Consider the following 25,414-nt stretch of genomic DNA (forward strand, 5'->3'; position numbering starts at 1 on the left):
CCAGCGGGGGCCACTCCCCACGCCAGCAGCCGGGCTGCGGTCCTCGACGTGATCCGTGCGGCCGGAACCATCAGCCGCGTGGGGCTCGTCAAGGCCACCGGGTTCACCGGCGCGACGATCTCGACGGTGGTCCGGCGGCTGATCGACGACGGACTCGTCCTGGAAACAGGGCGGGCGGAGTCCACCGGCGGCAAACGCCGCGTGCTGCTACAGCTCAACCAGTCCTCCCGGTTTGCTGTCGGCGTGCATCTGGATCACGCGGGACTCACCTACGTGCTCACCAACCTGGGCGGATCGGTGGTCGCCCGGATGTCCCGCGCGGGTGTCGGCGCCGACGACCCCCCGGTCGTGGTGGCCAGGATCGCGACAGAAGTCGACGCGCTGATCGACGGCGCCGGTATCGACCGAAGCAGGATACTGGGCCTCGGGCTCGTCGCTCCCGGCCCCTTGAACCAGACCGGGGGCATGCCTTTGACGCCACCCGCGATGCGGCACTGGAAAAGCTTCCCCCTCGACCGCGAACTGGGCACGGCCGTCGGCCTCCCGGTCGTCCTGGACAACGACGCCACCGCCGCCGCGCTCGGCGAGCACTGGTCGGGGGACGTCGGCGGCACTGCCACGTTCGCCGCCATCTACATGGGCACCGGCATCGGCGCGGGACTGATGATCAACGGCGTGACCTACCGCGGCGCGGGCGGCAACGCGGGGGAGATCGGGCACATCTGCCTCGATGTCGCGGGTCCGGACTGCTGGTGCGGGGCGCGCGGCTGCACCGAGCAGCTGGCCGGGCCGGGCGCCGTCGTGGGCGCGGCCCTGGCCGACGCGGACCTCACCCGCTCCGCCGGCCTCGCGAGCACCGGCGAACGGCCGCGGCGCGTCGCGGACTTCGCGGCCATCACCCGCGCCGCGCTGCGCGGCGACCAGCGCGCCAGGGCGCTGCTTGAGCGCTCGGCGCGCTACCTGGCGGTCGCCGCGCGCACCCTGGCCAACGTCATGGACCTGGAGCAGCTCGTCCTGACCGGCCCGAGCCTGGCCATCGCGGGCTCCATCTACCTCCCTGTGGTCCAGGAGGAGTTGGACCGGGCGTTCTTCTCCCGTGCCACGCACTCCGTGCCGGTCCGCCTCTCCCGCTCCGCGGCGACCGCGCCCGCGATCGGCGCCGCCGCGCTCGTCCTCCAGTCCGAGCTGGTACCGCTGCGCGAGGGCCTGCGGCTGCCGGACAACCTCGGCGACGCCGAGCCCACCGGCCAGCCCGCGGCGCACTAACCGGCAGACGGACCGCGGAGTCCGAGCCCCGGCGGCCCGTCAAGGTCCGTCGGGGCTTCCCTCGTTCGCCGTGACAAACATCACCTCGCCTGTCCTCTAACGGGTTAATTTCACGGGCCGCGCACATGACCTCCGCAACGGGTGGGGACACACCGTTCGTCCAGGCGCGGCCCGGCACGGCCGGCGTCCTGCCATGACGTCCCCGAGGAAAGGAGCGCCCCCGTGGAGAATCCCGGCACCGTGTGGACCTGTCCGTTCGACTTCGCCGAGGGGCTGGAGTTCGACCCGTTGCTGCGGCAACTCATGACCGAGGCGCCCATCGCGAGAATCCGGATGTCCTACGGCCAAGGCGAGGCGTGGCTCGTCACCCGCTACGAGGACGTCAGAACGGTCACCACCGACCGCCGCTTCAGCCGGGCCGCCGTCGCGGGCCGGGATTTCCCGCGCATGACCCCGGCCCCGATCGTGCAGGACGAATCGATCAACCTGCTCGATCCGCCGCAGAGCAGCCGGCTGCGCCGCCTGGTCTCGCAGGCGTTCACCGCGCCCCGCGTGGCCCGGATGAAGCCGGCGACGCAGCGCATCGTGGACGAGCTGCTCGACGGGATGGCCGAGCACGGACCGCCCGCCGACCTCGTCGAGCACCTGTCGACGCGGCTGCCGCTGACGACGATCTGCGAGGTGCTGGACATCCCGGCGGCGGACAGGACCGAGCTGCGCGCCCGCGCCATGGCGATGATGAACACCGGGGCCGCGACACGGGAGAGCGCCGTGCGGGCGAAGGCGGAGCTGCGGGCCTACTTCGCGGATCTCACCCGGCGCCGCCGCGAGCACCCGGGCGACGACCTGATCAGCGTGCTCGCCACCGCCCGCGACGGGGACGAGGTGCTGGGGGCCGACGAGCTGACCGTGATGGCCATGGTGCTGCTGATGACCGGGCACGACACCAGCACCTACCAGCTCAGCAACCTCACCTACACACTGCTGACGCATCCGGACCAGCTGGCGAAGCTGCGGGCCAGGCCCGAGCAACTGCCGCAGGCCATGGAGGAGTTGCTGCGGTACATCCCGTTCCGCAAGGGCGTCGGGATTCCACGCGTCGCCACCGAGGACGTGGAGATCGGCGGCGTCACGATCCGCAAGGACGACACGGTGCACGTCTCGTACCTCGCGGCGAACCGGGACGCGGACCGCTTCCCCGACCCGGACCGGCTGGACCTGGACCGGCCGCCGTCGCCGCACATGACCTTCGGCTGGGGGGCGCACCACTGCATCGGGGCTCCGCTGGCCCTGATGGAGCTCCAGTTGGCCATCGGCACCCTGCTGAGCAGGTTCCCGCGCCTGGCGCTCGCCGTCCCGGCCGCCGAGGTGCGGTGGAACGACGAGTCGATCTGGCGCTATCCGTACGAGCTTCCGGTCACCTGGTGACCGGGTGCACCCGCTGACTCGGCCATTGGTACCGCGACGGCCACGAACGTGGCCGCGCGGCAAGGGGAGGGGATCATGGCAACTCTGTGCAGGCCGTCCATTGCCGTACCTGATCATGTGCTCACGATGGAGCAGACGCTGGAGCTGGCGCGCACGCTTCACGCCGACCATCCGCAACTCGGCCTGGCCCTGCGCCTCATCGAGAACACCGGCGTCCGCACCCGGCATATCGTTCAGCCCATCGAGGAGACGCTGCGGCACCCCGGCTTCGAGCCGCGCAACGGGGTCTACGAGGCCGAGGCCAAACGCCGCGTGCCGCAGGTGGTCTTCGGGGCGCTCGACCACGCGGGGCTCGGCGTCCGCGACATCGACCTGATCGTCTACGTCTCGTGCACCGGGTTCATGATGCCCTCGCTGACGGCCTGGCTCATCAACACCCTGGGCTTCGCGAACGACACCAGACAGCTGCCGATCGCGCAGCTCGGCTGCGCGGCGGGCGGCGCCGCCATCAACCGGGCGCACGACTTCTGCCTGGCCTACCCGCAGGCCAACGTGCTGATCGTGGCCTGCGAGTTCTGTTCCCTGTGCTACCAGCCGACCGATCTCGGCGTCGGTTCGCTGCTGTCCAACGGCCTGTTCGGGGACGCGGTCGCCGCGGCCGTGGTGCGGGGGTGCGGCGGCACCGGGGTGCGCCTGGAGCGCAACGGCTCGCATCTGGTGCCGGACACCGAGGACTGGATCTCGTACGCGGTGAAGGGCACCGGGTTCCACTTCCTGCTCGACAAGAGGGTCCCGACCACGATGAAGATGCTGGCGCCCGCGCTGCGGACGCTGGCAGACGCGCACGAGTGGGACGTGTCGGGCCTGGATTTCCACATCGTCCACGCGGGCGGCCCGCGCATCCTGGACGATCTGTGCCACTACCTCGGCGTGGAGCCGGAGATGTACCGCTACAGCAGGGCCACGCTGACCGAGCGCGGCAACATCGCCAGCTGCGTGGTCTTCGACGCCCTCGACCGGCTGTTCGAGGACGGCGGTGCCCAGGAGTCGGCGCGCGGGGTGATCGCCGGCTTCGGCCCGGGGATCACCGCGGAGATCTCGCTGGGCCGGTGGGCCGCGGCCGAGCCGCTGGCCGGCCAGCGCCGGCCGGCCGCGGAACAGCGGGCCGGCGTGGTCTGACCGCACGGCCCCACGCCCGGCACGTGCTCAGTGTGCGGCGAAGTACGCCTCGGTCACCGCGGTGTGGCCCGGGAACGCGAGCGGCGCCGGCGCGGTGAGCACCAGCCATTCGGTGGCCTCCTCGGTGGCGACCGGCGGCGGCAGCGCCCCGGCCTCCACGGCCGGGAAGAGCGCGTACAGGTTGAGCGTCCGGTCGGCACTCTGCACGTCGAGCAGCGTGGCCTCGGCCGCGGACGCGGTCAGCCTGGTCTCCTCCCACAGCTCCCGCACGGCGGCCTCCTGCCAGGTCTCGCCGATCTCCATGTAGCCGCCGGGGAGGGCCAGCTCGCCGCGGCAGGGCTCGATGTCGCGGCGTACGACCACGAGTCCGCCGCCGTCGGCTCCGGTCACCGGCAGGACGGCGACGGCCACGGGGACCGGGTTGGCCCAGTGGGTCTCCCCGCAGCCGGGGCAGTCCCTGGGCCACGCGGAGCTGACCGTATAGCCGACTCCGCAGTAGGGGCAGTGTGTGACGGTACGCCCGTACGTGTACACCATCAGCGGCTGGCACCCACCTTTCCGATCATTCGAGCTTAACGAACGTGCGCCGGGGCCCTCGTCGCTCGCCCGCGCGTTCACCCGCCGACGCGGCGGTGCGGTCCGCTCAGGATTTGCGGCCGACGCCGCCGAAGACGTCGATCTCGTCCGCCCCGTCCGGCTCCCCGGCCACCGGCCGCCAGCCGGGACAGGAGACGACGCCTGGCTCGACCAGGTCGAGGCCGGTGAAGAATCCGGCGATCTCGGCGGGAGTGCGCAGGTGGTAGGGCGTCGCGCCGCTCTCGTTGTAGGCGTGCTGGGCGGTCACGAACTCGTGGCGGAACACGCCGGTGCCGTCGTTGAGGGTCAGGTGGCTGCCCGCGGGGAGCGCCGCGAGGAGCCTGCCGACGATCGACCTGGCCTCCTCGTAGGCCGCGACGTGACCGAGCACGCCGCTGAGGACGAGCCCGACGGGCCGGGACAGGTCCAGGGTGCGGGCCGCGCCGCTGAGGACGGTCTCGGGGTCGTGCAGATCGGCCCGCACGAAGTCGGTGACGCCCGGCGGACCGCTGGTGAGCAGGGCGCGGGCGTGGGCGATGACCAGCGCGTCGTTGTCGACGTAGACGATGCGGGACTCGGGGGCGACGATCTGGGCGGCCTCGTGAACGTTCTCCGCGGTCGGCAGTCCGGTGCCGATGTCGAGGAACTGGCGGATGCCCGCCTCGGCCGCGAGGTAGCGGACGGATCTGAGGAGGAAGCCGCGGGACGCGCGCGCCACGTCGACGACGCCGGGGAACACACTGCGGTAGTGGTCGCCCGCGACCCGGTCGACTTCGTAGTTGTCCCGTCCGCCGAGCCAGTAGTTCCAGATCCGAGCCGAGTGCGGCACCGAGGTGTCGATCAAGGGTGCTTCATCGGTCACGGGGTGTTTCTCCTGTTGCTGCCGTGCGGTCGTGCCGTGGGAGGTGGCGTGGTGGGACGGTGCGGCGTCCTGCGCTGCGGGAGAACGTCGTGTCAGCGGCGGGCCAAGGGGCCGGTGCCGACGCCGGTGCCGGCGGATTGCCTCCGGGCGCACGGCGGGTCCTGCGCCGCGACCGGGCCGGACGTGACCACGGCGGACGGGGGAGGCGGCTCACGGAGGTCCATAACAGCATCGCATCATAGACGTCGCCTATCGTTTCGTCGACAAAGTGTCTTCGATGCGTGGAGAAACGGCAGCGGGGGCGGGCATCCCCGGCAGGGCGAGTACGTCGTGGACGGCGGCGCGGCCCGCGCGGTTGGCGCCGATGGTGCTCGCGGAGGGGCCGTAGCCGACGAGGTGCACCCGCGGGTCGCGCACGACACGGCTGCCGTCCAGCCGTATCCCGCCGCCCGGCTCGCGCAGCCGCAGCGGGGCGAGGTGGTCGATCGCGGCCCTGAAGCCGGTGGCCCACAGGAGGGTGTCGGCGGCGACGGCACGGCCGTCGGCCCACGCGACGCCCTCGGGGGTGACCCGGTCGAACATCGGCAGCCGGTCGAGGACACCGCGCTCCCTGGCGCGGTGCATGGCCTCGGTCATGGGCAGGCCGGTGACCGAGACGACGCTGCGCGGCGGCAGCCCGCGGCGCACCCGGTCCTCGACCAGGGCGACCGCCGCCCGGCCCTGGACCTCGCCGAAGCCGCCCTCGCGGAAGAGCGGCGGGCGGCGGGTCACCCAGGTGGTGGCGGCGGCCACCTCGGCGATCTCCATGAGGTGCTGCACGGCGGAGGTGCCGCCGCCGACGACGACGACCGACCGGCCGGCGAACGCGTCGGGCCCCGGGTAGCCGGCGGTGTGCAGTTGGCGGCCGCGGAACGTCTCCTGGCCGGGCACGCGCGGCCAGAACGGCCGGTCCCAGGTGCCGGTGGCGTTGATCAGCGCCCGGGTGCGCCACTCCCCCGCCGAGGACTCGACCAGCAGCGTGCCGTCCCCGGCGTCGCGCACGGACCTGACGTGCACCGGGCGGCGCACGGCCAGCGCGAAGGCGCGCTCGTAGTCGGCGAAATACGCGCCGATCACCTCGGAGGAGGGCCGGTCCGGGTCGGCGCCGGTCAGCTCCATCCCGGGCAGGGCGTGCATCCCGTGCACCCGGCCGTAGGTCAGGGTGGGCCAGCGGTGCTGCCAGGCGCCGCCGGGGTGCGGCGCGTGGTCGAGCACCACGAAGTCCGTGCCGGGGCGCAGCCCGCGGCGCCTGAGGTGGTAGGCGCTTGACAGGCCGGCCTGGCCGGCACCGACGACGAGAACAGCCACTTCGTTCATACCGGTTTCAACGGTCGGGCGGCGTTCCGCCTTCCCGGGCGCGGCGGGTAGTTGACTGGGTGCGTGACGTGCGTCTTCTGTTCGATCATCAGCGGTGCGGCGGACGCGCACCGCGTGTACGAGGACGGCGCGGTGGTGGCGTTCCTCGACACCAGGCCGCTGTTCCCCGGCCACGTGCTGGTGGTGCCCCGGCACCACGTGGAGACCCTGACGGATCTGCCGGAGGCGGAGACCGGGCCGTTCTTCCGCCGGGTGCGGGCCGCCGCCCGGGCCGTGGAGCGCGGAATGGGGGCGGACGGGACGTTCGTGGCGGCGAACAACCGGGTCAGCCAGTCCGTTCCGCACTTCCACGTGCACGTGGTGCCGCGCCGCCGCAAGGACGGCCTGCGCGGCTTCTTCTGGCCCAGGACCCGGTATGCCTCCGCGGCGGAGGCGCGGGAGGTGGCGGACCGGCTGCGCGCGGCGTTCAGCGAGGGTGCGGACGGGGCGTGAGGATGTCGGCGAGGTCGAAGCCGACCGGCTCCTCCAGCTGCGCGTAGGTGCAGCTGCGGGGCTCCCGGTCGGGGCGCCAGCGCCGGAAGCGCGCGGTGTGCCGGAAGCGGTCCCCCTGCATGTGGTCGTAGGCCACCTCGACCACGCGCTCGGGCCGCAGTGGCTGCCAGGACAGGTCCTTCGTGCCGCTCCAGCGGCTCGGTGCGCCGGGCATGCGGCGGGTCCCGTGCGCCTCCTCGCGGGCCCAGGCTTCCCACGGGTGCCCCTCGACGGAGTCCATGGCCAGCGGCCGCAGCTCCTCGGCCAGCTCCGCGCGGCGCCGCATCGGGAACGACGCGGACACGCCGACGTGCTGGAGCCGCCCGGCGTCGTCGTACAGGCCGAGGAGCAGCGAGCCGACGACGGGCCCGCTCTTGTGGTGGCGCATCCCGGCCACCACGCAGTCGGCCGTCCGCTCGTGCTTGACCTTCACCATGACCCGTTCGTCGGGCCGGTAGGGCAGGTCGAGGGGCTTGGCGACCACCCCGTCGAGGCCCGCGCCCTCGTAGGCGTCGTACCACTGCCGCGCCACGTCCGGATCACGGGTGGCGGGCGCGAGGAAGACGGGCTCGCGGGTGTCGCGCAGCGCGTCGGCCAGCGCGGCGCGGCGCTCGTGCAGCGGGGTGTCGAGGAGCGAGGTGTCGCCGAGGGCGAGCAGGTCGAAGGCGACGAAGTCGGCCGGGGTGGTTCCGGCGAGCATCCGGATACGGGACTCGGCCGGGTGGATGCGCCCGAGCAGGGCGTCGAAGTCGAGCCGGGGGCCCTGCACGACGACGATCTCGCCGTCCACGACGCAGCGCCGCGGCAGCCTGGCGCGCAGGCCGTCGACGAGCTCCGGGAAGTAGCGGGTGAGCGGCTTGGTGGTGCGGCTGTGGATCTCTACCTCGTCGCCGTCGCGGAAGACCAGGGCCCGGAAGCCGTCCCATTTGGCCTCGTAGTGCATGCCTTCTGGGATGCGCGCCACGGCCTTGGCGAGCATCGGTTTGACGGGCGGCATCACCGGCAGGTCCATGATCCGGATTGTCGCGGCGCCGGCCGGCGGGCGCCCGCCGACGGGCGCGTTCGGGTGCCCCGGCCTACCGTGGGCGCATGGGCGGTGCCAGCAGGAACGCGCTCGACCTCGACGTCGGCGGCAGAACGGTGCGTCTCTCGCACCCGGACCGGGTGTACTTCCCCGAGCGCGGTTTCACCAAGCTCGACCTCGCCCGCTACTACATCGCGGTCGGGGACGGCATCGTGCGCGCGCTGCGGGAGCGGCCCACCACGCTGGAGCGCTACCCGGAGGGTGTGACGGGCGAGTCGTTCTACCAGAAGCGGGCGCCGAAGAACCTGCCGGACTGGATTCCCACCGGCAGGATCGCGTTCCCCAGCGGCAGGTTCGCCGACGAGATCTGTCCGGACGAACCGGCGGCGGTGGTGTGGGCGGCGAACCTCGGCTGCCTGACGTTCCACCCCTGGCCGGTGCGGCGCGGCGACACGGAGCATCCGGACGAGCTGCGGATCGACCTCGACCCGCAGCCGGGAACGGACTACACGGACGCGGTACGCGCCGCGGGCGAGTTGCACGAGCTGCTGGACGAACTGGGCCTGTGCGGCTGGCCGAAGACGTCCGGGGGCCGCGGGGTGCACGTCTTCGTGCCGATCGTCCCGGAGTGGACCTTTCCCCAGGTGCGGCGCGCGGCCATCGCGATCGGCCGGGAGCTTGAGCGGCGCGCGCCGGAGCGCGTCACCACCGCCTGGTGGAAGGAGGAGCGGGGGGAGAAGATCTTCGTCGACTACAACCAGACGGCCAGGGACCGCACGATCGCCAGCGCGTATTCGGTGCGTCCCCGGCCCCGGGCGCCGGTGTCCGCGCCCCTGCGCTGGGCGGAGCTGCCCGACGCCCGGCCGGAGGACTTCGACCTGGCGACGATGCCGGGGCGTTTCGCCGAGGCCGGGGACGTGCACGCCGGCATGGCGGACCGGCCGTGCCGCCTGGACGCCGTGCTCGAACTGGCCGAGCGTGACGAACGCGACCACGGCCTCGGCGACCTGCCCTATCCCCCGGACCACCCGAAGGCGGCGGGCGAGCCGAAGCGGGTGCAGCCGAGCCGGGCCAAGGACCGCGGCGTCAGGCGGGGGCGAACATCCGGCTGACCCCGCCGAGGAACTCGGCGTTGCTGGCCGTCGCCCGCAGCTGTGTCAGAAGCATCTCGACGGCCTGGCGCGGGTCGCGGTCGCCGAGGGCCCGGCGCAGGCCGTGGATCGCGGCGAGTTCGGCGGGCGTGGTGAGGATCTCCTCGCGCCTGGTGCCCGAGGGGTCGAGGTCGATGGCTGGGAAGATCCGCCGGTCCGCCAGGACGCGGTCGAGGCGCAGTTCCATGTTGCCGGTGCTCTTCAGTTCCTCGAAGTAGAAGTCGTCGGCCTTGGACCCGGTGCCGACCAGGGCGGTGGCCAGGATGGTGAGCGAGCCGCCCTCCTCGATGTTGCGGGCGGCGCCGAAGAGGCGCTTGGGCGGGTGCAGGGCGGCGGCGTCGATGCCGCCGGTCAGGATGCGGCCGGTGGTGCGCGTGCTGTTGTTCCAGGCGCGGCACAGGCGGGTGAGGGAGTCGAGCAGCACGACGACGTCGCGGCCCTGCTCGACCAGGCGCTTGGCGCGTTCGACGGCGAGCGCGGCGACGGCGGTGTGATCCTGGGCCGGGCGGTCGAAGTGCGAGGCGATCACCTCGGCGGGCACCGAGCGCTGCATGTCGGTGACCTCCTCGGGCCGTTCGTCGAGGAGCACCATCATCAGATGGCATTCGGGATGGTTGCGGGCGATGCCCGAGGCGATGGTCCGCAGGATGGTGGTCTTGCCGGTTTTCGGCGGCGCCACGACGAGTCCGCGCTGCCCCTTTCCGAGAGGCGTGAGCAGGTCGATGAGACGGCCGGCGAGGTGTCCGCGGCCGGTCTCAAGACGCAGCCTGCTGTCGGGGTGCAGCGGCGTGAGGGCGCCGAAGTCGGGCCGGGCGGCGAGGACGTCCGGCGGGACGTCCGCGACGCCGTTGACGGCGTCGATGCGGGCGAGCGGGCGGGGCGCGCCGGCCCGCCCGCCGCGCACGGGCGGGGCGAGGGCACCGGCGACCGCGTCGCCCCGGCGCAGCCCGGTCCGGTGCACCTGGGCGGCCGGCAGCTGCGGGTCGCGGGGGCCGGGCAGGTAGCCGTCGAGGCGGAGGAACGTCCTGCCGCCGACGGTGTCGACGACGCCGGCGACGGGCTCCTCGCCGGGAGGGGGAAGGACAGACATGCGGGAGACTCCAGCGGGTGAGGGAACGGCGATACGGGAAGGCGGGGTTGAAGGAAGATGCCGTGAGCACGGCGGACGCGGCCGGCCCGCCGCGGCGGGCAGCGGTCGGCGCGGGTGAACCGGCTTCGGAGAAAGCGCACATACCGCGGACGGCAGGCGCCTGGAGAAGGCGGTGAGAAGGGGATCGGCACGGACGCCCGGCAAAGGGGCGTACCGACGTGCCGCTCACAAATATACACCCGCGCCCGCCGGGCGTTCCTCGGCGCCGGCCGGCTGCGGGGCTGCGGTCAGGACTTGCGGCCCACCCCGCCGGCCTGCCCGATGCCGTCGCGGCCGCCGAGGTCCGCGAGTTCGGGCCGCCACCGCGTGACGGGCACCACGCCCGGCTCCATGATGTCGAGACCGTCGAAGTAGCCGGTGATCTCGTCGAGAGACCGCAGGTGGTAGGGCACGGCGCCCGACTCGTTGTAGGCGCGCTGGGCGCGGACGTACGTCTCGTCCGTGTCGGTGCCCTCGTTGAGCGAGAGGTAACTGCCGGACGGCAGGCCGTCCATCAGCTGCCGCACGATCTCCTTCGCGCGGGCGTAGGAGGGCACATGCCCGAGGATGCCGCTGAGGACCAGGGCGACCGGCCGGGACATGTCCAGCGTCGCGGCGGCGGCGGAAAGGATCGCGGCCGGGTCCCGCAGGTCGGCCTCGCGGTAGTCCGTGGCTCCCTCGGGTGCCGAGGTGAGCAGCGCGTGGGCGTGCATCAGCACCAGCGGGTCGTTGTCGACATAGACCACGCGGGACTCCGGCGCGACGCGCTGGGCGATCTGGTGGGTGTTGTCGGCCGTCGGCAGTCCCGTGCCGATGTCGAGGAACTGCCGGACCCCCGCCCGGCGGGCGAGCAGCCGCACGCTGCGCACCAGGAACTCCCTGGAGGACCTGGCGATGTCGACGATGCCGGGGAACGCCTCGCGGTACTGGTCGCCGGCGATGCGGTCGACCTCGTAGTTGTCCGTCCCGCCGAGCCAGTAGTTCCAGATCCGTGCGGAGTGCGGCACGGAGGTGTCGATCTTCGAGACCGGGTCGCCCGAGCCGGCGGACCCGGCGGCCGGGGTGGACGGGTCGTTGGTCACGGGGCCTCCCTGACGCGCGCGATGTGCGTTCGCTCCTCAACGTAACCGCGCGGGCGGCGCGGCGCGCGCCACGCACCCTTGACACGCCCGCCGGACGGGCCGAGACTCCACGCGCCCGGCCGCCCGGCCGCCCCGCGGCGGCGGGCGAAGAACAGCGGCACGTGAGGAGGACAGCCATGACCGTCCGCGAGGTGTACGTCGCCGACGCCGTCAGGACCCCGGTCGGCCGGTACGGCGGAGCGCTGGCCGGCGTACGGCCCGACGATCTGGCGGCGCACGCGCTGACGGCCCTGCTGGCCCGCTCCCCCGGCCTCGACCCGGCCCGCGTGGACGACGTGGTGCTCGGCAACGCCAACGGGGCGGGCGAGGAGAACCGGAACGTCGGCCGCATGGCCGCCCTCCTCGCCGGGCTGCCCGTCACCGTGCCGGGCACGACCGTCAACCGGCTGTGCGCCTCCGGTCTTGAGGCCGTGGTGCAGGCCGCCCGTGCCGTCGCGGTCGGCGACGCCTCCGTGGTGATCGCGGGGGGCGTGGAGTCCATGAGCCGCGCCCCCTGGGTGCTGCCCAAACCGGACCGCGCCTTCCCCGCGGGGCACCAGGAGCTGATCTCCACGACGCTCGGCTGGCGCCTGGTCAACGCGCGGATGCGGCCGGAGTGGACCGTGGCACTCGGCGAGGGCGCGGAGCTGATCGCCGACCGGCACGGCATCGGCAGGGAGCGGCAGGAGGCGTTCGCCCTGGCCAGCCACGCCAAGGCCGCCCGCGCCTGGCGGGACGGCCACTACACCGCGGAAGCGTGTCCCGTGCCGGGGACGGAGCTGCCGCGCGACGAGACGATCCGCGACGGCGGCACCCCGGCGGCGCTGGCGCGCCTGAAGCCGTCCTTCCGCCCCGGCGGCACGGTCACCGCCGCCACCTCGTCACCGCTGAACGACGGCGCCGCGGCCCTGCTGATCACCGACGAGGCGGGCCTGGCGGCGACCGGCCGCGAGCCGCTGGCGCGGGTGGCGGCCGGCGCGGTCACCGGCATCGAGCCGCGGCTGTTCGGCCTCGGTCCGGTGGAGGCGATACGGCGGGCGCTGGCGAAGGCGGGCAGGCGGTTCGCCGACCTGCACACCGTCGAGCTGAACGAGGCGTTCGCCGCGCAGGTGCTCGGCTGCCTCGCCGAGTTGCCCGAACTCGACCCGGCCGTGGTCAACCCGCGCGGCGGGGCGCTCGCCATCGGCCACCCGCTGGGCGCCTCGGGCGCGCGCCTGGCCGGGGCCGTGGCGCACCAGCTCGCCGCCCACGGCTCGGGCACCGGCGTGGCGGCCCTGTGCGTCGGCGTCGGCCAGGGCCTCGCCCTCGTCCTGGAGCGCTGACCCGGCGGCTCAGCCGAGGCCGCGGCCCGCCGCGCCCGGCGGGGCGGCGCGCACGATCTCGTGCACGGCGCGCACCAGTTGGTCCTCCGTCAGGTCGGCGCGTGCGGTCAGCCGCAGCCGGGAGACGCCGTCCGGCACGGAGGGCGGGCGGAAGCAGCCGACGGTCACCCCCGCCGCCCGGCAGGCCGCGGCCCAGCGCACCGCGGTCGCGGGCGAGGGGGCGCGTACGGACACCACGGCCGCGTCCGGGCGGGTGGCGTCGCACCCCGCCGCGGTCAGGCGCCGGTACAGCGCCGTGGCGTTCCCGCGGACGCGCGCCGCGAGTCGCGGCTCCCGGCGCAGCAGCCGCAGCGCACCGAGCGCGGCTCCCGCCGCCGCCGGGGCGAGGCCGGTGTCGAAGATGAACGGGCGTGCCTCGTTGACCAGATGCGCGATCACCCGCGCCGGGCCGAGCACCGCACCGCCCTGGCTGCCCAGGGACTTCGACAGCGTCACCGTCGCCACCACATCCGGCGCCCCGGCCAGGCCCGCCGCCGCCGTCGCGCCGCGCCCGCCGGGGCCGAGCACGCCCAGGCCGTGGGCGTCGTCCACGACCAGTGCCGCGCCCGCCGCGCGGCACACCGGCGCGAGCGCGGCCAGCGGCGCGGCGTCGCCGTCGACGGAGAAGACCGCGTCGGTGACGGCGAGCGCGGGCCCGGTGCGGCCGTCGAGCGCTTTGGCGAAGGCCGGCACGTCGGCGTGCGGCACCACCGCGACCTCGGCGCGCGAAAGGCGGCAGCCGTCGATGAGCGAGGCGTGGTTGCCCGCGTCGGAGACGATCAGGGACTCCCGGCCGCCGAGAGCGGTGAGCGCCGCGAGGTTCGCCGCGTAGCCGGAGGACAGGACCAGGGCGGCCTCGAAGCCGCAGAACGCCGCCAGTTCCCTCTCCAGGTCCGCGTGCAGCCGGGTGCTGCCGGTGACGAGCCTGGAGCCGGTGGCACCCGCCCCCCACTCCCGCAGCGCGGCCTGCGCCGCGCCGGTCACCGCGGGGTGGCGGGACAGGCCGAGGTAGTCGTTCCCCGCGAGATCAAGATCGTGGGCGGCCCGGTCCGCGGCGCGCGGGCGCAGCTCCCTGACGAGGCCGGCCCGCCGACGGCGCTCCGCCGCGGCGTCCAGCCAGTCGAAGACCCTGGCGGAGTCGTCGTCGTGCACCGGCCGCCGTCCTCCGTCGTCTTGTGGGTTGCACATAAACGTAGTGCCCGGCGGAACGCCCCGACAGTGGCGATAACGACACGGGGCACCGGGGCCTGTTGTAGCTTTCATCCTCGACCGGGCCGGTGGCGTTGGGTGAGGATCGGCTCATGGAACTGCTGAACGCCCTGGTGGACAAGGGCCTCCGCCGCGAACTGCCCACCCGTGACGAGGCGCTGGCAGTGCTGGCCACCGCCGACGACGAGCTGCTCGACGTGATCGCCGCCGCGGGCAAGGTGCGCCGCAAGTGGTTCGGGCGGCGGGTGAAGCTGAACTACCTGGTGAACCTCAAGTCCGGGCTGTGCCCCGAGGACTGCTCCTACTGCTCCCAGCGGCTCGGCTCGCGGGCCGGGGTGCTGAAGTACACGTGGCTGAAGCCCTCCGAGGCGGCCGACGTCGCGAGCGCCGGCGTGGCCGGCGGCGCCAAGCGGGTCTGCCTGGTGGCCAGCGGACGCGGGCCGACGGACCGCGACGTGGAGCGTGTGTCGGAGACGATCTCCGCGATCCGCGAACGCCACGCGGACGTCGAGGTGTGCGCCTGCCTCGGCCTGCTCGGCGAGGGCCAGGCCGAACGGCTGCGGGAGGCGGGGACCGACGCCTACAACCACAACCTCAACACCTCGGAGGCGACCTACGCCGACATCTGCACCACGCACGGCTTCGCGGACCGGGTGTCCACCGTGCGGCAGGCGCGGGCGGCCGGGCTCTCCGCCTGCTCCGGCCTGATCGCCGGCATGGGCGAGAGCGACGCGGACCTGGTGGACGTGGTGTTCGCGCTGCGGGACCTCGATCCGGACTCGGTGCCGGTCAACTTCCTGATCCCGTTCGAGGGCACGCCCCTGGCCTCGGAGTGGAACCTGACTCCGCAGCACGCGCTGCGCATCCTGGCGATGGTGCGCTTCGTCTGCCCCGACGCGGAGGTGCGCCTTTCCGGCGGCAGGGAGCTGCACCTGAGGACCTTGCAGCCGCTGGCGCTGCACGTGGTCAACTCGATCTTCCTGGGCGACTACCTCACCAGCGAAGGCCAGGCCGGGCAGGCGGACCTGGAGATGATCGCGGACGCCGGCTTCGAGGTGGAGGGCGCGGAGACCACCACGCTGCCCGGCCACCGCGCCGATCTGGTGGCCGTGCGCCGACGCGGCGCGGGCACGGAGCTGCCGCCCAATGCGTGACGGGAAGGCGGCGGGCGGCGGTCTCTCCCCCGCGGAACTGCTGGCGCTCGACCGGGAGCACGTCTGGCATCCCTACGGCCCGATGCCGGGGCGCCAGGCGCCGTTCGTGGTGGAGTCGGCCGCCGGGGTACGGCTGCGCCTGGCCGAACCGGCCTTCGGACGGGCCGAGTTGGTCGACGGCATGGCCTCCTGGTGGTCGGCGGTGCACGGCTACAACCACCCGGTGCTCAACGCCGCCGCCCGCGACCAGCTGGAGCGCATGAGCCACGTGATGTTCGGCGGGCTGACGCACGAGCCGGGCGTGCGGCTGGCCAAACGCCTGGTGGATGTCACGCCGGGGCCGCTGCGGCACGTGTTCCTCTCCGACTCCGGCTCGGTGTCGGTCGAGGTGGCCGTGAAGATGTGCCTCCAGTACTGGCGTTCCCTGGGCCGCCCCGCCAAGCGGCGCCTGCTGACCTGGCGGGGCGGCTACCACGGCGACACCTGGCACCCCATGTCGGTGTGCGACCCGGACGGCGGGATGCACCACATCTGGTCCGGGGCGCTGCCGCGGCAGATCTTCGCGGACGCGCCGCCGCCCGGCTTCGACGCGGAGCCGCAGCCCCGCTACGCGGCGGCGCTGCGCGAGCTGATCGGGCGGCACGCGGCCGAGACCGCCGCGGTGATCGTGGAGCCGGTGGTGCAGAACGCGGGCGGCATGCGGTTCCACTCCCCGGGCTATCTGCGGGTGCTGCGCGAGGCGTGCGACGAGCACGACGTCCTGCTGGTGTTCGACGAGATCGCGACCGGATTCGGGCGCACCGGCGCGCTGTTCGGGGCGGACCACGCGGGCGTGGCGCCGGACGTGATGTGCGTGGGCAAGGCGCTGACCGGGGGCTATCTGTCGATGGCCGCCACCCTGTGCACGCCGCGCGTCGCGGCGGGCATCTCCCGCGGCGAGGTGCCGGTGCTGGCGCACGGGCCGACGTTCATGGCCAACCCGCTGGCGGCCGCGGTCGCCGACGCGTCCGTCGGGCTGCTGCTCGCCGGGGACTGGGCGGGCGAGGTGGCCCGCGTCGCGGACCGGCTGCGCGAGGGGCTGGCCGAGGCCGCCGGGGTGCCGGGGGTGCGCGACGTGCGGGTGCTCGGCGCGATCGGCGTGGTCGAGCTGGACCACCCGGTGGACATGGCGGCGGCGACCCGGGCCGCGGTGCGCGCCGGGGTCTGGCTCAGGCCGTTCGGGCGGCTGATCTACACGATGCCGCCGTACGTCACGGACGACGCGGACCTGGCACTGATCTGCCGGGCGATGCGCGCGGCGGCGGAAGCGGGTTGAGGTCGATGATCATACCGGGCGAGATCCTAGTGGTGTCCGGAACGGGCACGGAGATCGGCAAGACGGTGGTGACCGCGGCGGTGGCCGCCGCCGCGCTGGCCGCGGGCCGGTCGGTCGCGGTGCTCAAGCCCGCCCAGACGGGCCTGGCGCCCGGCGAGCCGGGCGACGCGGCGGCGGCCGCCCGCCTGGCCGGGCCGGTGACCGCACGCGAACTGGCCCGCTATCCCGAGCCGTTGGCCCCGGCCACGGCGGCGCGGCGGGCGGGTCTGCCGCCGGTGCGGCCGGCGGACGCGGCCAAGGCGGCCGAGGAGCTGGCGCACGACCACGACCTGGTGCTGGTCGAGGGCGCGGGCGGACTGCTGGTGCGGTTCGACGACATGGGCGGCACGCTCGCGGACACCGCCGCGCTGCTCGGCGCGCCGGTGCTCGTCGTCGTCACCGCCGGGCTCGGCACGCTGAACACGACGGCGCTGACGGCGGAGGCGCTGCGCACGCGCGGCCTGCGCTGCCGCGGCCTGGTGGTCGGGAGCAGCCCGGCCGCTTTGGACCTGGCGGCCCGGTGCAACCTCACCGACCTGCCCCTGGCGGCCGGCGCCCCGCTGGCCGGTGCCGTGCCGGCCGGTGCGGGCGCCCTGGCGCCCGCGGACTTCCGGGCCCGCGCCACGGACTGGCTCTCCCCCGCACTCGGCGGCCACTGGCGGAACCCGGCCGGCTGACACCCCGGCCCGGCCCGGCGGCCGGGGCGCCCGCTTCGAAATCGCCTCTTGCCTGCGTCGCACACCTGTGCATAACATGCCGTCGAATCGATTCGACGAATCGATTCGACGAAGCGCTTCACCGCGCTGCGCAGCACGGGCCGCGAAGGAGCGGGAATGGCCACCATCAAGGATGTCGCGGAACGGGCGGGGGTCGCGCCGAGCACCGTGTCGTACGTGCTCAGCGGCTCGCGCCGCATCTCCGAGGACACCGCCAGGGCCGTCCGCGCGGCGATAGCCGAGCTGGGCTACCACCCACGGGCCAGCGCCCGCACGCTGCGCAGCGCGCGCAGCGAGGTGCTGGTGCTGGCCGTGCCAAGGGAGTCGGGCAAGTACCGGGCCATGGACGGCAGATTCGCCATCGAGATCAGCGACGCGGCACGCGGCCACGGCTACGACCTGCTGATGATGACGGAGCCCGACGGCGTGGACGGGCTGCTGCGGATCGCCCGCAGCGGCCTGGCGGACGCGGCCGTGCTGATGGCGGTGGCGCAGGCCGACCCCCGGGTCGCCGCCCTGCGCGAGCTGGGCTTCCCGACCGCCCTGCTGGGACACGGCGACGGGCGCGAGGAGTCCGGCGTCTCCTGGGTCGACCTGGACTGGGCGGCGGCCGTCGCCCTGGCCGTCCACGAAACCGCCGCCGCCGGGCACCGGCGGATGGTGTTCTGGGCGTCGGCCGACCACGAGATCGAGGCCCGCCGCGGCTACGCGCTGCACGGTCTGGCCGGTGCGCGGACCGCCGCCGCCGAAACCGGCGCCGACGTCCGCGTCCAGCCCTCGGCGGCCGACCCGGCGCTGCTGCGCGGGCGGCTGCGCGCGGCGCTGACCGCCGCGCCCGCGCCGACCGCGCTGATCGTTCAGCACCTCATTCCGCTGCCGCTGCTGCTCGCCGAAGTGGCCGCCCTGGGCCTGCGCGTGCCGCAGGACCTGGAGATCGTGCTCGTCGGCAGCCTGCCCGACGAGCCGGGCGGGCCCGCCCTGCCGCGCATCGACCTCCCCGTGGGCCAGATGTCGGCGGCCGTGGCCGGGCTCGCCGTGGAGGCGATCGGCGGCGCCGCCCCCCGGCACGAGCTGATCGCGCCGCGGATGGCAGAAAGCCAGGACGTCCGGCCGCCGGGCGGCCCCGACGACCGCCCCGCCCCCGTCCCGCGAATGGAGACCCAGAACCGATGCGACTGAGAACCGGGCGCATACCGAAGCCCGCCACCGCACTCGCCCTCGCGGGCACGATGGCCGCCCTCGGCCTGACGGGCTGCGCGGCCGAGCCCGACCCGGACACCGTCACCGTGCTCAACTCGGCGACGGACGCCGCCGAGCACGAGGCGAACCAGGACTTCTTCGACCGCTGCGCCGAGCCGCTCGGCCTTGAGGTCGAGCAGATCAGCGTGCCCGCCCCGCAGATCGCGTCCAAGGCGCTGCGCATGGCCTCGTCCGATTCACTGACCGACATCCTGGAGCTGGACGGCTCGGAGCTGCCGCAGTTCGCGGGGACCGACGGGCTGCGCCCGCTCGCCGAGACCGGCGTGGACACCGGCGACTTCTCGACCAGCTCGAACACGCTGGGCTCCTTCGACGGGGTGCAGTACGGCGTCGCCCGCTCGGTGAACTCGCTCGCCCTGATCTACAACACCGAGCTGCTGGCCGAGGCCGGTATCGAGCCGCCGGAGACCTGGGACGAACTCCAGGCCGCCGCCGCGGAGCTGACCCGCGGTGACACGTACGGCATGGCGTTCAGCGCCTCGCCGGACGCGGACGGCGTGTACCAGTTCCTGCCGTTCTTCTGGTCGGCGGGCGGCGACGAGGCGCAGTTGAACGAGGGCGGCGGCGCCGCGGCTCTCCAGCTGTGGCAGGACCTGGTGGACGCGGGCTCCGCCTCCAGGTCGGTCGTCAACTGGAACCAGCAGGACGTCAACGACCAGTTCATCTCCGGCCGCGCCGCCATGATGATCAACGGCCCCTGGCAGGTGCCGGTGCTCGACGGGCAGGACAACGTGGACTGGGCGGTGGCGAGCATCCCCGTGCCGGAGGCGGGCCTGGACCCGGTGGCCCCGATCGGCGGCACGGTGATGACCGTGCCGAAGAACGATGACGACCGGGAGCGGGAGCGGAACGCGGGGCGCATCCTCGACTGCCTGAACTCCGAGGAGAACCAGCTCGCCTGGGGCGAACGCATCAACAACGTGCCGACGCGCGAGGCCGCGGCGCAGACCTACCGGGAGCAGAACCCGAAGCTGGCGCCGTTCGCGGACCTGGTGACCACCGCGCGGTCGCGGACCGCCGAGGTCGGCACCCGCTGGCCGGTGATCAGCGACGCGCTGGCGGGGGCGTTCCAGTCGGTGCTGACCGGCCAGTCCTCGCCGGAGGACGCCCTGGAACGCGCGCAGCAGCAGGCGACGGCGGGTGAGTGAGGTGAGCGGCATGACCACGGCCACCCAGGAGAAGAAGGCGGCGGCGCCGACCGGGCCGAGCCGGCGCGGCGCGGGCCGCAGAAGGCTGTACCAGTGGCTGTTCGTGGCGCCCGCGCTGGTCTACATGCTGGCGTTCTTCGGCTATCCGCTGGTGCGGAACGTCCTGATGAGCTTCCAGGAGTTCACGCCGCGGACGTACTTCACGGGCGAGTCGCCGTTCAACGGCCTGGAGAACTGGCGCGGCGTCTTCGAGAACGACCTCTTCGGGGACGCCCTGTGGCAGACGATCCTGTTCACCATCGGTTCGCTGGTCGGGCAGTTCACCATCGGTCTCGGCCTGGCCGTCTTCTTCTCGCGCAGGTTCCGCCTGTCGGCGTTCGTCCGGGCGATCCTGCTGCTGCCGTGGCTGGTGCCGATGGTGGTCTCCGCGGTCGTGTGGCGCCGGATCATGGACGAGGACCACGGCGTCCTCAACAGCTTCCTCGAAACGGTCGGCCTCTCGTCGGACGGCGTGGCGTGGCTGAGCAGCCCGAGCGTGGCGCTGCTCTCCGCGATCCTGGTGAACATCTGGATCGGCATCCCGTTCAACATGGTGATCCTGTACGGCGGTCTCCAGGAGATCCCCCGCGAGCTGTACGAGGCCGCCTCGCTGGACGGGGCCGGCCCGTGGCGGACCTTCCGCAGCGTGACGCTGCCGATGCTGCGGCCGGTGGTGACGGTGGTGCTCGTGCTCGGCTTCATGTCGACGATCAAGATTCTGGATCTGATCCTGGCGCTGACCGGCGGCGGACCGGCCGACTCGACACAGACGCTGGGCACGCTGACGTACCAGCTGTCGTTCCTCCAGCTCGACTTCGGCCAGGGTGCCGTGGTGGGCAACGTCCTCATCCTGATCAGTGCCGTCTTCGCGGTGCTGTACCTGCGCGTCAACCGCGCCGATCACCAGCCGGGGAAGTGACGAGATGAACCGCACGGATGGGCGCGCCCGGGTGCGCCGCACGTGGAACACCGTGGCCGCGCTGCTGATCCTCGCCGTGATGCTGTTCCCGGTGTACTGGATGATCAGCACGGCGCTCCAGCCGCACACCAGCATCGCCTCGGCCGATCTGATCCCGACCTCGCCGAGCTTCGACAATTTCCGCAACGCACTGGACAGCCAGGGCGGCTCCCTGGTCACCAGCCTGATCGTCGCGCTCGGCGCGGTGGTGGTCTGCCTCGCGCTCGCCGCCCCCGCGGCCTACGGCCTCGCGCAGTTCGGGCTGCGCGGCGGCCGGGCGATCGTGTTCGGCACGCTGATCACGCAGATGGTGCCGGGCATCGTGGTGGCGAACGCGCTGTACAGCGCGTATGCCGAGCTGAATCTCGTGAACTCCTATCTGGGGCTGATCCTGGCCGACGCCTCCCTCGGGCTGCCGTTCGCGATCGTGCTGCTGCGGGCGTTCATGGTGTCGATCCCGTCGGAGGTCGTCGAGGCGGCGATGGTCGACGGGGCCAACCGCTTCACGGCGTTCATGCGCATCGTGCTCCCGATGAGCCGCAACGCCCTGATCACGTCCGGTCTCTTCGCGTTCCTGTTCGCGTGGGCCGACTTCATTTTCGCGCTGACGCTGAACACGACGGACGATGTGAAACCGGTCACGCTGGGCATTTATCAGTTCATCGGCGCGCATGTGAGTGACTGGGGTGCGGTGATGGCCACCGCGGTACTCTCCGCGATTCCCGCGGCGATACTGCTGGTCGTTGCCCAGAAGTACATCGCCGCCGGGATCGCCGGCGGCTCCATCAAGTAAGGCCAGACACCACATATGACTGCCACCGAAACGACCGGGTTCCCCCGGTTCCCGCGCGGCTTCTTCTTCGGCGCCGCCACCGCCAGCTACCAGATCGAGGGCGCCCACGACGAGGGCGGCCGGGGCACGTCCATCTGGGACACCTACTGCCGCGAGCCGGGCCGCGTCGCCGACGGGGCGACGGGCGACGTCGCCTGCGACCACTACCACCGCTACCCCGAGGACGTCGCGCTGCTGCGCGACCTCGGCGTGGACAGCTACCGGTTCTCCGTGGCGTGGCCGCGCATCCAGCCGGACGGCACCGGCAAGGCCAACGCCGAGGGCCTGGACTTCTACGACCGGCTCGTCGACGAGCTGCTCGCCGCCGGCATCGCACCGGCCGCCACCCTGTACCACTGGGATCTGCCGCAGGCCCTGGAGGACCGCGGCGGCTGGCGGGAGCGGGAGACGGCCGAGCGGTTCGCCGACTACACCCGGCTGGTCGTGGACCGGCTCGGGGACCGGGTGCCGCGCTGGATCACGCTGAACGAGCCGTTCTGCTCGGCGTTCGTCGGCTACGCCATCGGCCGGCACGCGCCGGGGGCGCGCGAGGGGCGCGGCGCGCTGGCCGCGGCGCACCACCTGCTGGTCGGCCACGGGCTCGCGGTGCGGGTGCTGCGCGAGGCCGGGGCGACGGACGTCGGCATCACCCTCAACCCGGACCGGCTGCTGCCCGCGACCGGGTCCCCCGAGGACCTGGCCGCGGTGCGGCGCGCGGAGACCCTGCACAACGATGTGTGGCTGGACCCGCTGTTCGCCGGCCGCTACCCGCAGGGCGAGGCGGACACCTGGGGCGCGATGGCGGACGGCTCCTACCGCAGGGACGGCGACCTCATCACGATCGGCGCCCCGCTGGACTTCGTCGGCATCAACTACTACCGCCCCATCACCATCGCCGACGCCCCGTACCGGGACGAGGACCCGGCGACGCGGACCGCGGTGGACATCCGCGTCCGGGAGACGTGGCGGGACGACGTGCGGCACACCACGATGGGCTGGCCCGTCGTGCCGCACACGTTCACCGATCTGCTCGTCGACCTGAGCCGGCGCTACCCGGCGCTGCCGCCGGTGGTCATCACCGAGAACGGCTCCGCGGAGGACGACTCCGTCGCCGCGGACGGCCAGGTCCACGACGCCGACCGCGTCGCCTACCTGCGCGACCACCTCCAGGCGCTGTCCGAGGCCATCGAGGCGGGCGTCGACGTCCGCGGCTACTACGTGTGGTCCCTGATGGACAACTTCGAGTGGGCGTTCGGCTACGCGAAGCGGTTCGGCATTGTCCGCGTCGACTACGACACCCTCGAACGCCTGCCCAAGGACAGCTACCGCTGGTACCGGGACATGATCGGCGCCCACCGGCAATCACACACCTGACCTGCCGCGGGCCCGTCCCCGCACCGGCACGACCCACCGCACCGCCCGAACCTCCCCGCCGCGGGGAAGGGGACATGGAGTAACTGTGAAGTTCACCGATGGCTACTGGCTGATGCGCGACGGCGTCACCGCGGCCTTCGCCAAGCAGGTCGCCGACACGGACGTGTCGGACGACCGGCTCACCCTCTACGCCGCGGTGCGGCCCGTCGAGCGCCGCGGCCACACGCTGAACAGCCCGCTGCTGACGGTGGAGTGTTTCTCCCCCGCGGAGGGCGTGATCGGCGTGCGGACGACCCACCACTCGGGCGGGGAGGAGCGCGGCCCCGGCTTTCCGCTGCGCGGCGAGCCGGGGCACGCGGGCAAGACCAGGTCGGACGGCTCCGTCGCCGAGCTGACCAGCGGTTCGCTCACGCTGCGGGTGGACACCGCCGAGCCCTGGCGGCTCGACTTCACCGCCGACGGTCGCACCCTTACCTCGGCCGGCAAGCGGGGCACCGGCTTCCTCACGGACGACGACGGCCGGCACTTCTCGCTCGGCCAGCTGTCCCTGGGCGTCGGCGAGCTGGTCTACGGGCTCGGCGAACGGTTCACGCCGTTCGTCAAGAACGGCCAGACGGTGGACATCTGGCAGGCGGACGGCGGCACCGCCAGCGAACAGGCGTACAAGAACGTGCCGTTCTACCTGACCAACCGCGGCTACGGCGTGTTCGTGAACCACCCGGGCCTGGTCTCCTACGAGATCGGCTCTGAGTCGGTCGGGCAGGTGCAGTTCAGCGTCGAGGGCCAGTCCATCGAGTACCTGATCATCCACGGCCCGACGCCCAAGGAGATCCTGGACCGCTACACGGCGCTGACCGGCCGGCCCGCGCTGCCGCCCGCCTGGTCGTTCGGCCTGTGGCTGTCCACGTCCTTCACCACGGACTACGACGAGGCCACCGTCAACCGCTTCGTCCGCGGCATGGCCGAACGCGACATCCCGCTCAGCGTCTTCCACTTCGACTGCTTCTGGATGCGCGAGTACCAGTGGTGCGACTTCACCTGGGACCCGGCGGTCTTCCCCGACCCCGAGGGGATGCTCGCCCGCCTGAAGGAGCAGGACCTGCGGATCTCGGTGTGGATCAATCCCTACATCGGGCAGAAGTCGCCGCTGTTCGCCGAGGCCCGGCGGCACGGCTACCTGGTGCGCAGGGCGGACGGCGGCGTCTGGCAGTGGGACATGTGGCAGGCCGGCATGGCCCTGGTGGACTTCACCAACCCGGAGGCCCGCGCCTGGTTCGCGGACAAGCTGCGCGGGCTGGTCCGGCAGGGCGTGGACTGCTTCAAGACGGACTTCGGCGAACGGGTGCCCACCGACGTGGTCTGGCACGACGGCTCCGACCCCGAGTTCATGCACAACTACTACACCGAGCTGTACAACCGGACGGTGTTCGAGGTGCTCACCGAGGAGCGCGGCGCCGGGGAGGCGGTCCTCTTCGCCCGCTCGGCGACCGCCGGCGGCCAGCAGTACCCGGTGCACTGGGGCGGCGACTGCGAGTCCAGCTTCGACGCGATGGCCGAGTCCCTGCGCGGCGGCCTCTCGCTCGGCCTGTCCGGCTTCGGCTTCTGGAGCCACGACATCGGCGGCTTCGAGGGCACCCCGACACCGGCGGTGTTCAAGCGGTGGGTGCAGTTCGGACTGCTGTCCTCGCACAGCAGGCTGCACGGCAGCAACTCCTACCGGGTGCCGTGGGACTACGACGAGGAGGCCGTCGCGGTCACCCGCGACTTCACCCGGCTCAAGCACCGCCTGATGCCGTATCTGTTCCGGGCCGCGGAGCAGGCCGGCGAGCAGGGCACCCCGGTGATGCGGGCGATGCTGCTCGAATTCCCCGACGACCCGGGCTGCCACCCGCTGGACCGGCAGTACATGCTGGGCGGCGACCTCCTGGTCGCGCCCGTCCTCGACGAGGACGGCGTCGCGGAGTACTACGTGCCGGCGGGCACCTGGACGCACCTGCTGTCCGGCGAGCAGATAGAGGGGCCGGGGTGGCGGCGCGAGCGGTTCGGCTTCGACAGCCTGCCGCTGCTCGCCAGGCCCGGCTCGGTCATCCCGTTCGGCGCCCAGGACGACACGCCCGAGTACGACTGGGCGAACGGCGTGACCCTGCGCGTCCACGCGCCGGCCGACGGCGTCGAGACCGTCACGCGCGTCCCCGCACCCGGCGGGGAGGGCGGCGCCGTCTTCCGCACGACGCGCCACGGCGACGTCGTCACGGTGGCGGCCGCGGGTGCGCCCGGGCCGTGGCGGGTCACGGTGGCGGGTCCTGACGGCTACGCCGAGCCGGTGACCGTCCCCGAGGGCGCCTCGTCCGTGTCGGTCCGGCTCGCCGACGGCCGGCGCGTCTGA

22 protein-coding genes are annotated in these 25,414 nt (G+C 73.3%); 15 read left to right on the top strand and 7 right to left on the bottom strand.

Annotated elements, in window-relative coordinates; all coding sequences use genetic code 11:
* The first annotated feature begins 78 nt into the window (after positions 1–78).
* The 3 genes from RM779_RS17865 (at position 79) to RM779_RS17875 (ending at position 3,873) form a co-directional block, all read left to right on the top strand.
* Entirely contained in the window at positions 79–1,266 is a 1,188-nt protein-coding gene (locus RM779_RS17865) for an ROK family transcriptional regulator (RefSeq protein WP_311618711.1), read from the top strand.
* A gap of 222 nt (positions 1,267–1,488) precedes the next feature.
* Entirely contained in the window at positions 1,489–2,694 is a 1,206-nt protein-coding gene (locus tag RM779_RS17870; protein ID WP_311618712.1) for a cytochrome P450, read from the top strand.
* 75 nt (positions 2,695–2,769) lie between these two features.
* The gene (locus tag RM779_RS17875) at positions 2,770–3,873 is read left to right on the top strand and encodes a type III polyketide synthase (RefSeq protein ID WP_311618713.1); all 1,104 of its coding nucleotides are present in this window, start codon (positions 2,770–2,772) and stop codon (positions 3,871–3,873) included.
* 27 nt (positions 3,874–3,900) lie between these two features.
* Here RM779_RS17875 and RM779_RS17880 read toward each other — a convergent pair whose 3' ends face one another.
* The 3 genes from RM779_RS17880 to RM779_RS17890 all read right to left on the bottom strand — a co-directional run bounded on the left by RM779_RS17880 (position 3,901) and on the right by RM779_RS17890 (position 6,667).
* Positions 3,901–4,410 carry an NUDIX domain-containing protein gene (locus RM779_RS17880; RefSeq protein ID WP_311618714.1) on the bottom strand — a complete coding sequence of 170 codons (510 nt, stop codon included), beginning with the start codon at positions 4,408–4,410 and terminating at the stop codon, positions 3,901–3,903.
* Positions 4,411–4,516: 106 nt separating this feature from the next.
* Positions 4,517–5,311 carry an SAM-dependent methyltransferase gene (locus RM779_RS17885; RefSeq protein WP_311618715.1) on the bottom strand — a complete coding sequence of 265 codons (795 nt, stop codon included), beginning with the start codon at positions 5,309–5,311 and terminating at the stop codon, positions 4,517–4,519.
* A 249-nt stretch (positions 5,312–5,560) separates the two neighbouring features.
* Positions 5,561–6,667, bottom strand: coding sequence for an NAD(P)-binding domain-containing protein (locus RM779_RS17890; protein ID WP_311618716.1), 1,107 nt, complete (start codon positions 6,665–6,667; stop codon positions 5,561–5,563).
* Between the two features lie 63 nt (positions 6,668–6,730).
* Between RM779_RS17890 and RM779_RS17895 the strand changes: the two genes are divergently transcribed.
* A complete protein-coding gene (locus RM779_RS17895; RefSeq protein ID WP_311618717.1) occupies positions 6,731–7,159 on the top strand; it encodes an HIT family protein in 429 nt (142 codons plus the stop codon).
* On the opposite strand, the gene RM779_RS17900 is transcribed toward RM779_RS17895, so the two are convergent.
* Positions 7,134–8,210 (bottom strand): ATP-dependent DNA ligase, encoded by a 1,077-nt coding sequence (locus tag RM779_RS17900; RefSeq protein ID WP_311618718.1) that lies wholly within the window; start codon positions 8,208–8,210, stop codon positions 7,134–7,136. The two genes, RM779_RS17895 and RM779_RS17900, sit on opposite strands and share 26 nt — an antisense overlap.
* A 77-nt stretch (positions 8,211–8,287) precedes the next feature.
* Between RM779_RS17900 and ligD the strand changes: the two genes are divergently transcribed.
* Positions 8,288–9,334: a non-homologous end-joining DNA ligase gene (gene ligD / locus RM779_RS17905; protein ID WP_311618719.1), complete on the top strand. Its 1,047-nt coding sequence runs from the start codon at positions 8,288–8,290 to the stop codon at positions 9,332–9,334.
* On the opposite strand, the gene rho is transcribed toward ligD, so the two are convergent.
* Complete coding sequence (rho, locus tag RM779_RS17910) at positions 9,309–10,463, bottom strand: transcription termination factor Rho (RefSeq protein ID WP_311618720.1); 1,155 nt, start codon at positions 10,461–10,463, stop codon at positions 9,309–9,311. The two genes, ligD and rho, sit on opposite strands and share 26 nt — an antisense overlap.
* 287 nt (positions 10,464–10,750) lie before the next feature.
* Positions 10,751–11,584 (bottom strand): SAM-dependent methyltransferase, encoded by an 834-nt coding sequence (locus RM779_RS17915; protein ID WP_311618721.1) that lies wholly within the window; start codon positions 11,582–11,584, stop codon positions 10,751–10,753.
* Positions 11,585–11,760: 176 nt separating this feature from the next.
* Between RM779_RS17915 and RM779_RS17920 the strand changes: the two genes are divergently transcribed.
* On the top strand, positions 11,761–12,945 hold the full coding sequence (locus tag RM779_RS17920) for a thiolase family protein (RefSeq protein WP_311618722.1): 1,185 nt from the start codon (positions 11,761–11,763) through the stop codon (positions 12,943–12,945).
* 9 nt (positions 12,946–12,954) lie between these two features.
* Here RM779_RS17920 and RM779_RS17925 read toward each other — a convergent pair whose 3' ends face one another.
* Positions 12,955–14,172: an 8-amino-7-oxononanoate synthase gene (locus RM779_RS17925; RefSeq protein ID WP_394813324.1), complete on the bottom strand. Its 1,218-nt coding sequence runs from the start codon at positions 14,170–14,172 to the stop codon at positions 12,955–12,957.
* A 113-nt stretch (positions 14,173–14,285) separates the two neighbouring features.
* On the opposite strand from RM779_RS17925, the gene bioB reads away from it, so the two are divergent.
* From bioB to yicI, 9 genes are all read left to right on the top strand, one after another.
* Entirely contained in the window at positions 14,286–15,347 is a 1,062-nt protein-coding gene (bioB, locus tag RM779_RS17930; RefSeq protein ID WP_311618724.1) for a biotin synthase BioB, read from the top strand.
* The gene (locus tag RM779_RS17935) at positions 15,340–16,662 is read left to right on the top strand and encodes an adenosylmethionine--8-amino-7-oxononanoate transaminase (RefSeq protein ID WP_311618725.1); all 1,323 of its coding nucleotides are present in this window, start codon (positions 15,340–15,342) and stop codon (positions 16,660–16,662) included. The genes bioB and RM779_RS17935 overlap by 8 nt, the downstream gene beginning before the upstream one ends.
* Before the next feature lie 5 nt (positions 16,663–16,667).
* The gene (bioD, locus tag RM779_RS17940) at positions 16,668–17,378 is read left to right on the top strand and encodes a dethiobiotin synthase (RefSeq protein ID WP_311618726.1); all 711 of its coding nucleotides are present in this window, start codon (positions 16,668–16,670) and stop codon (positions 17,376–17,378) included.
* A gap of 156 nt (positions 17,379–17,534) precedes the next feature.
* Positions 17,535–18,596, top strand: a complete 1,062-nt coding sequence (locus tag RM779_RS17945) for a LacI family DNA-binding transcriptional regulator (RefSeq protein WP_311618727.1) — start codon at positions 17,535–17,537, stop codon at positions 18,594–18,596.
* The gene (locus RM779_RS17950; RefSeq protein WP_311618728.1) at positions 18,587–19,825 is read left to right on the top strand and encodes a sugar ABC transporter substrate-binding protein; all 1,239 of its coding nucleotides are present in this window, start codon (positions 18,587–18,589) and stop codon (positions 19,823–19,825) included. Before RM779_RS17945 ends, RM779_RS17950 begins: the two co-directional genes overlap by 10 nt.
* A gap of 10 nt (positions 19,826–19,835) precedes the next feature.
* Positions 19,836–20,783 (top strand): carbohydrate ABC transporter permease, encoded by a 948-nt coding sequence (locus RM779_RS17955; protein ID WP_311618729.1) that lies wholly within the window; start codon positions 19,836–19,838, stop codon positions 20,781–20,783.
* Positions 20,784–20,787: 4 nt separating this feature from the next.
* Positions 20,788–21,615, top strand: a complete 828-nt coding sequence (locus RM779_RS17960) for a carbohydrate ABC transporter permease (protein ID WP_311618730.1) — start codon at positions 20,788–20,790, stop codon at positions 21,613–21,615.
* A gap of 15 nt (positions 21,616–21,630) precedes the next feature.
* Positions 21,631–23,028 carry a GH1 family beta-glucosidase gene (locus RM779_RS17965; protein ID WP_311618731.1) on the top strand — a complete coding sequence of 466 codons (1,398 nt, stop codon included), beginning with the start codon at positions 21,631–21,633 and terminating at the stop codon, positions 23,026–23,028.
* An 85-nt stretch (positions 23,029–23,113) separates the two neighbouring features.
* Positions 23,114–25,414: an alpha-xylosidase gene (gene yicI, locus RM779_RS17970; protein WP_311618732.1), complete on the top strand. Its 2,301-nt coding sequence runs from the start codon at positions 23,114–23,116 to the stop codon at positions 25,412–25,414.

Source organism: Streptomyces johnsoniae, assembly GCF_031845565.1.
GTDB lineage: Bacteria > Actinomycetota > Actinomycetes > Streptomycetales > Streptomycetaceae > Streptomyces > Streptomyces johnsoniae.

Excerpts from the sequence above, each read along its gene's own strand:
- RM779_RS17875 (WP_311618713.1), top strand. The coding sequence starts at position 2,770 with ATGGCAACTCTGTGCAGGCCGTCCATTGCCGTACCTGATCATGTGCTC.
- RM779_RS17880 (WP_311618714.1), bottom strand. The coding sequence starts at position 4,410 with ATGGTGTACACGTACGGGCGTACCGTCACACACTGCCCCTACTGCGGA.
- RM779_RS17890 (WP_311618716.1), bottom strand. The coding sequence starts at position 6,667 with ATGAACGAAGTGGCTGTTCTCGTCGTCGGTGCCGGCCAGGCCGGCCTG.
- RM779_RS17900 (WP_311618718.1), bottom strand. The coding sequence starts at position 8,210 with ATGGACCTGCCGGTGATGCCGCCCGTCAAACCGATGCTCGCCAAGGCC.
- ligD (WP_311618719.1), top strand. The coding sequence starts at position 8,288 with ATGGGCGGTGCCAGCAGGAACGCGCTCGACCTCGACGTCGGCGGCAGA.
- rho (WP_311618720.1), bottom strand. The coding sequence starts at position 10,463 with ATGTCTGTCCTTCCCCCTCCCGGCGAGGAGCCCGTCGCCGGCGTCGTC.
- RM779_RS17920 (WP_311618722.1), top strand. The coding sequence starts at position 11,761 with ATGACCGTCCGCGAGGTGTACGTCGCCGACGCCGTCAGGACCCCGGTC.
- RM779_RS17925 (WP_394813324.1), bottom strand. The coding sequence starts at position 14,172 with ATGTGCAACCCACAAGACGACGGAGGACGGCGGCCGGTGCACGACGAC.
- bioB (WP_311618724.1), top strand. The coding sequence starts at position 14,286 with ATGGAACTGCTGAACGCCCTGGTGGACAAGGGCCTCCGCCGCGAACTG.
- RM779_RS17935 (WP_311618725.1), top strand. The coding sequence starts at position 15,340 with ATGCGTGACGGGAAGGCGGCGGGCGGCGGTCTCTCCCCCGCGGAACTG.
- bioD (WP_311618726.1), top strand. The coding sequence starts at position 16,668 with ATGATCATACCGGGCGAGATCCTAGTGGTGTCCGGAACGGGCACGGAG.
- RM779_RS17945 (WP_311618727.1), top strand. The coding sequence starts at position 17,535 with ATGGCCACCATCAAGGATGTCGCGGAACGGGCGGGGGTCGCGCCGAGC.
- RM779_RS17950 (WP_311618728.1), top strand. The coding sequence starts at position 18,587 with ATGCGACTGAGAACCGGGCGCATACCGAAGCCCGCCACCGCACTCGCC.
- RM779_RS17955 (WP_311618729.1), top strand. The coding sequence starts at position 19,836 with ATGACCACGGCCACCCAGGAGAAGAAGGCGGCGGCGCCGACCGGGCCG.
- RM779_RS17960 (WP_311618730.1), top strand. The coding sequence starts at position 20,788 with ATGAACCGCACGGATGGGCGCGCCCGGGTGCGCCGCACGTGGAACACC.
- RM779_RS17965 (WP_311618731.1), top strand. The coding sequence starts at position 21,631 with ATGACTGCCACCGAAACGACCGGGTTCCCCCGGTTCCCGCGCGGCTTC.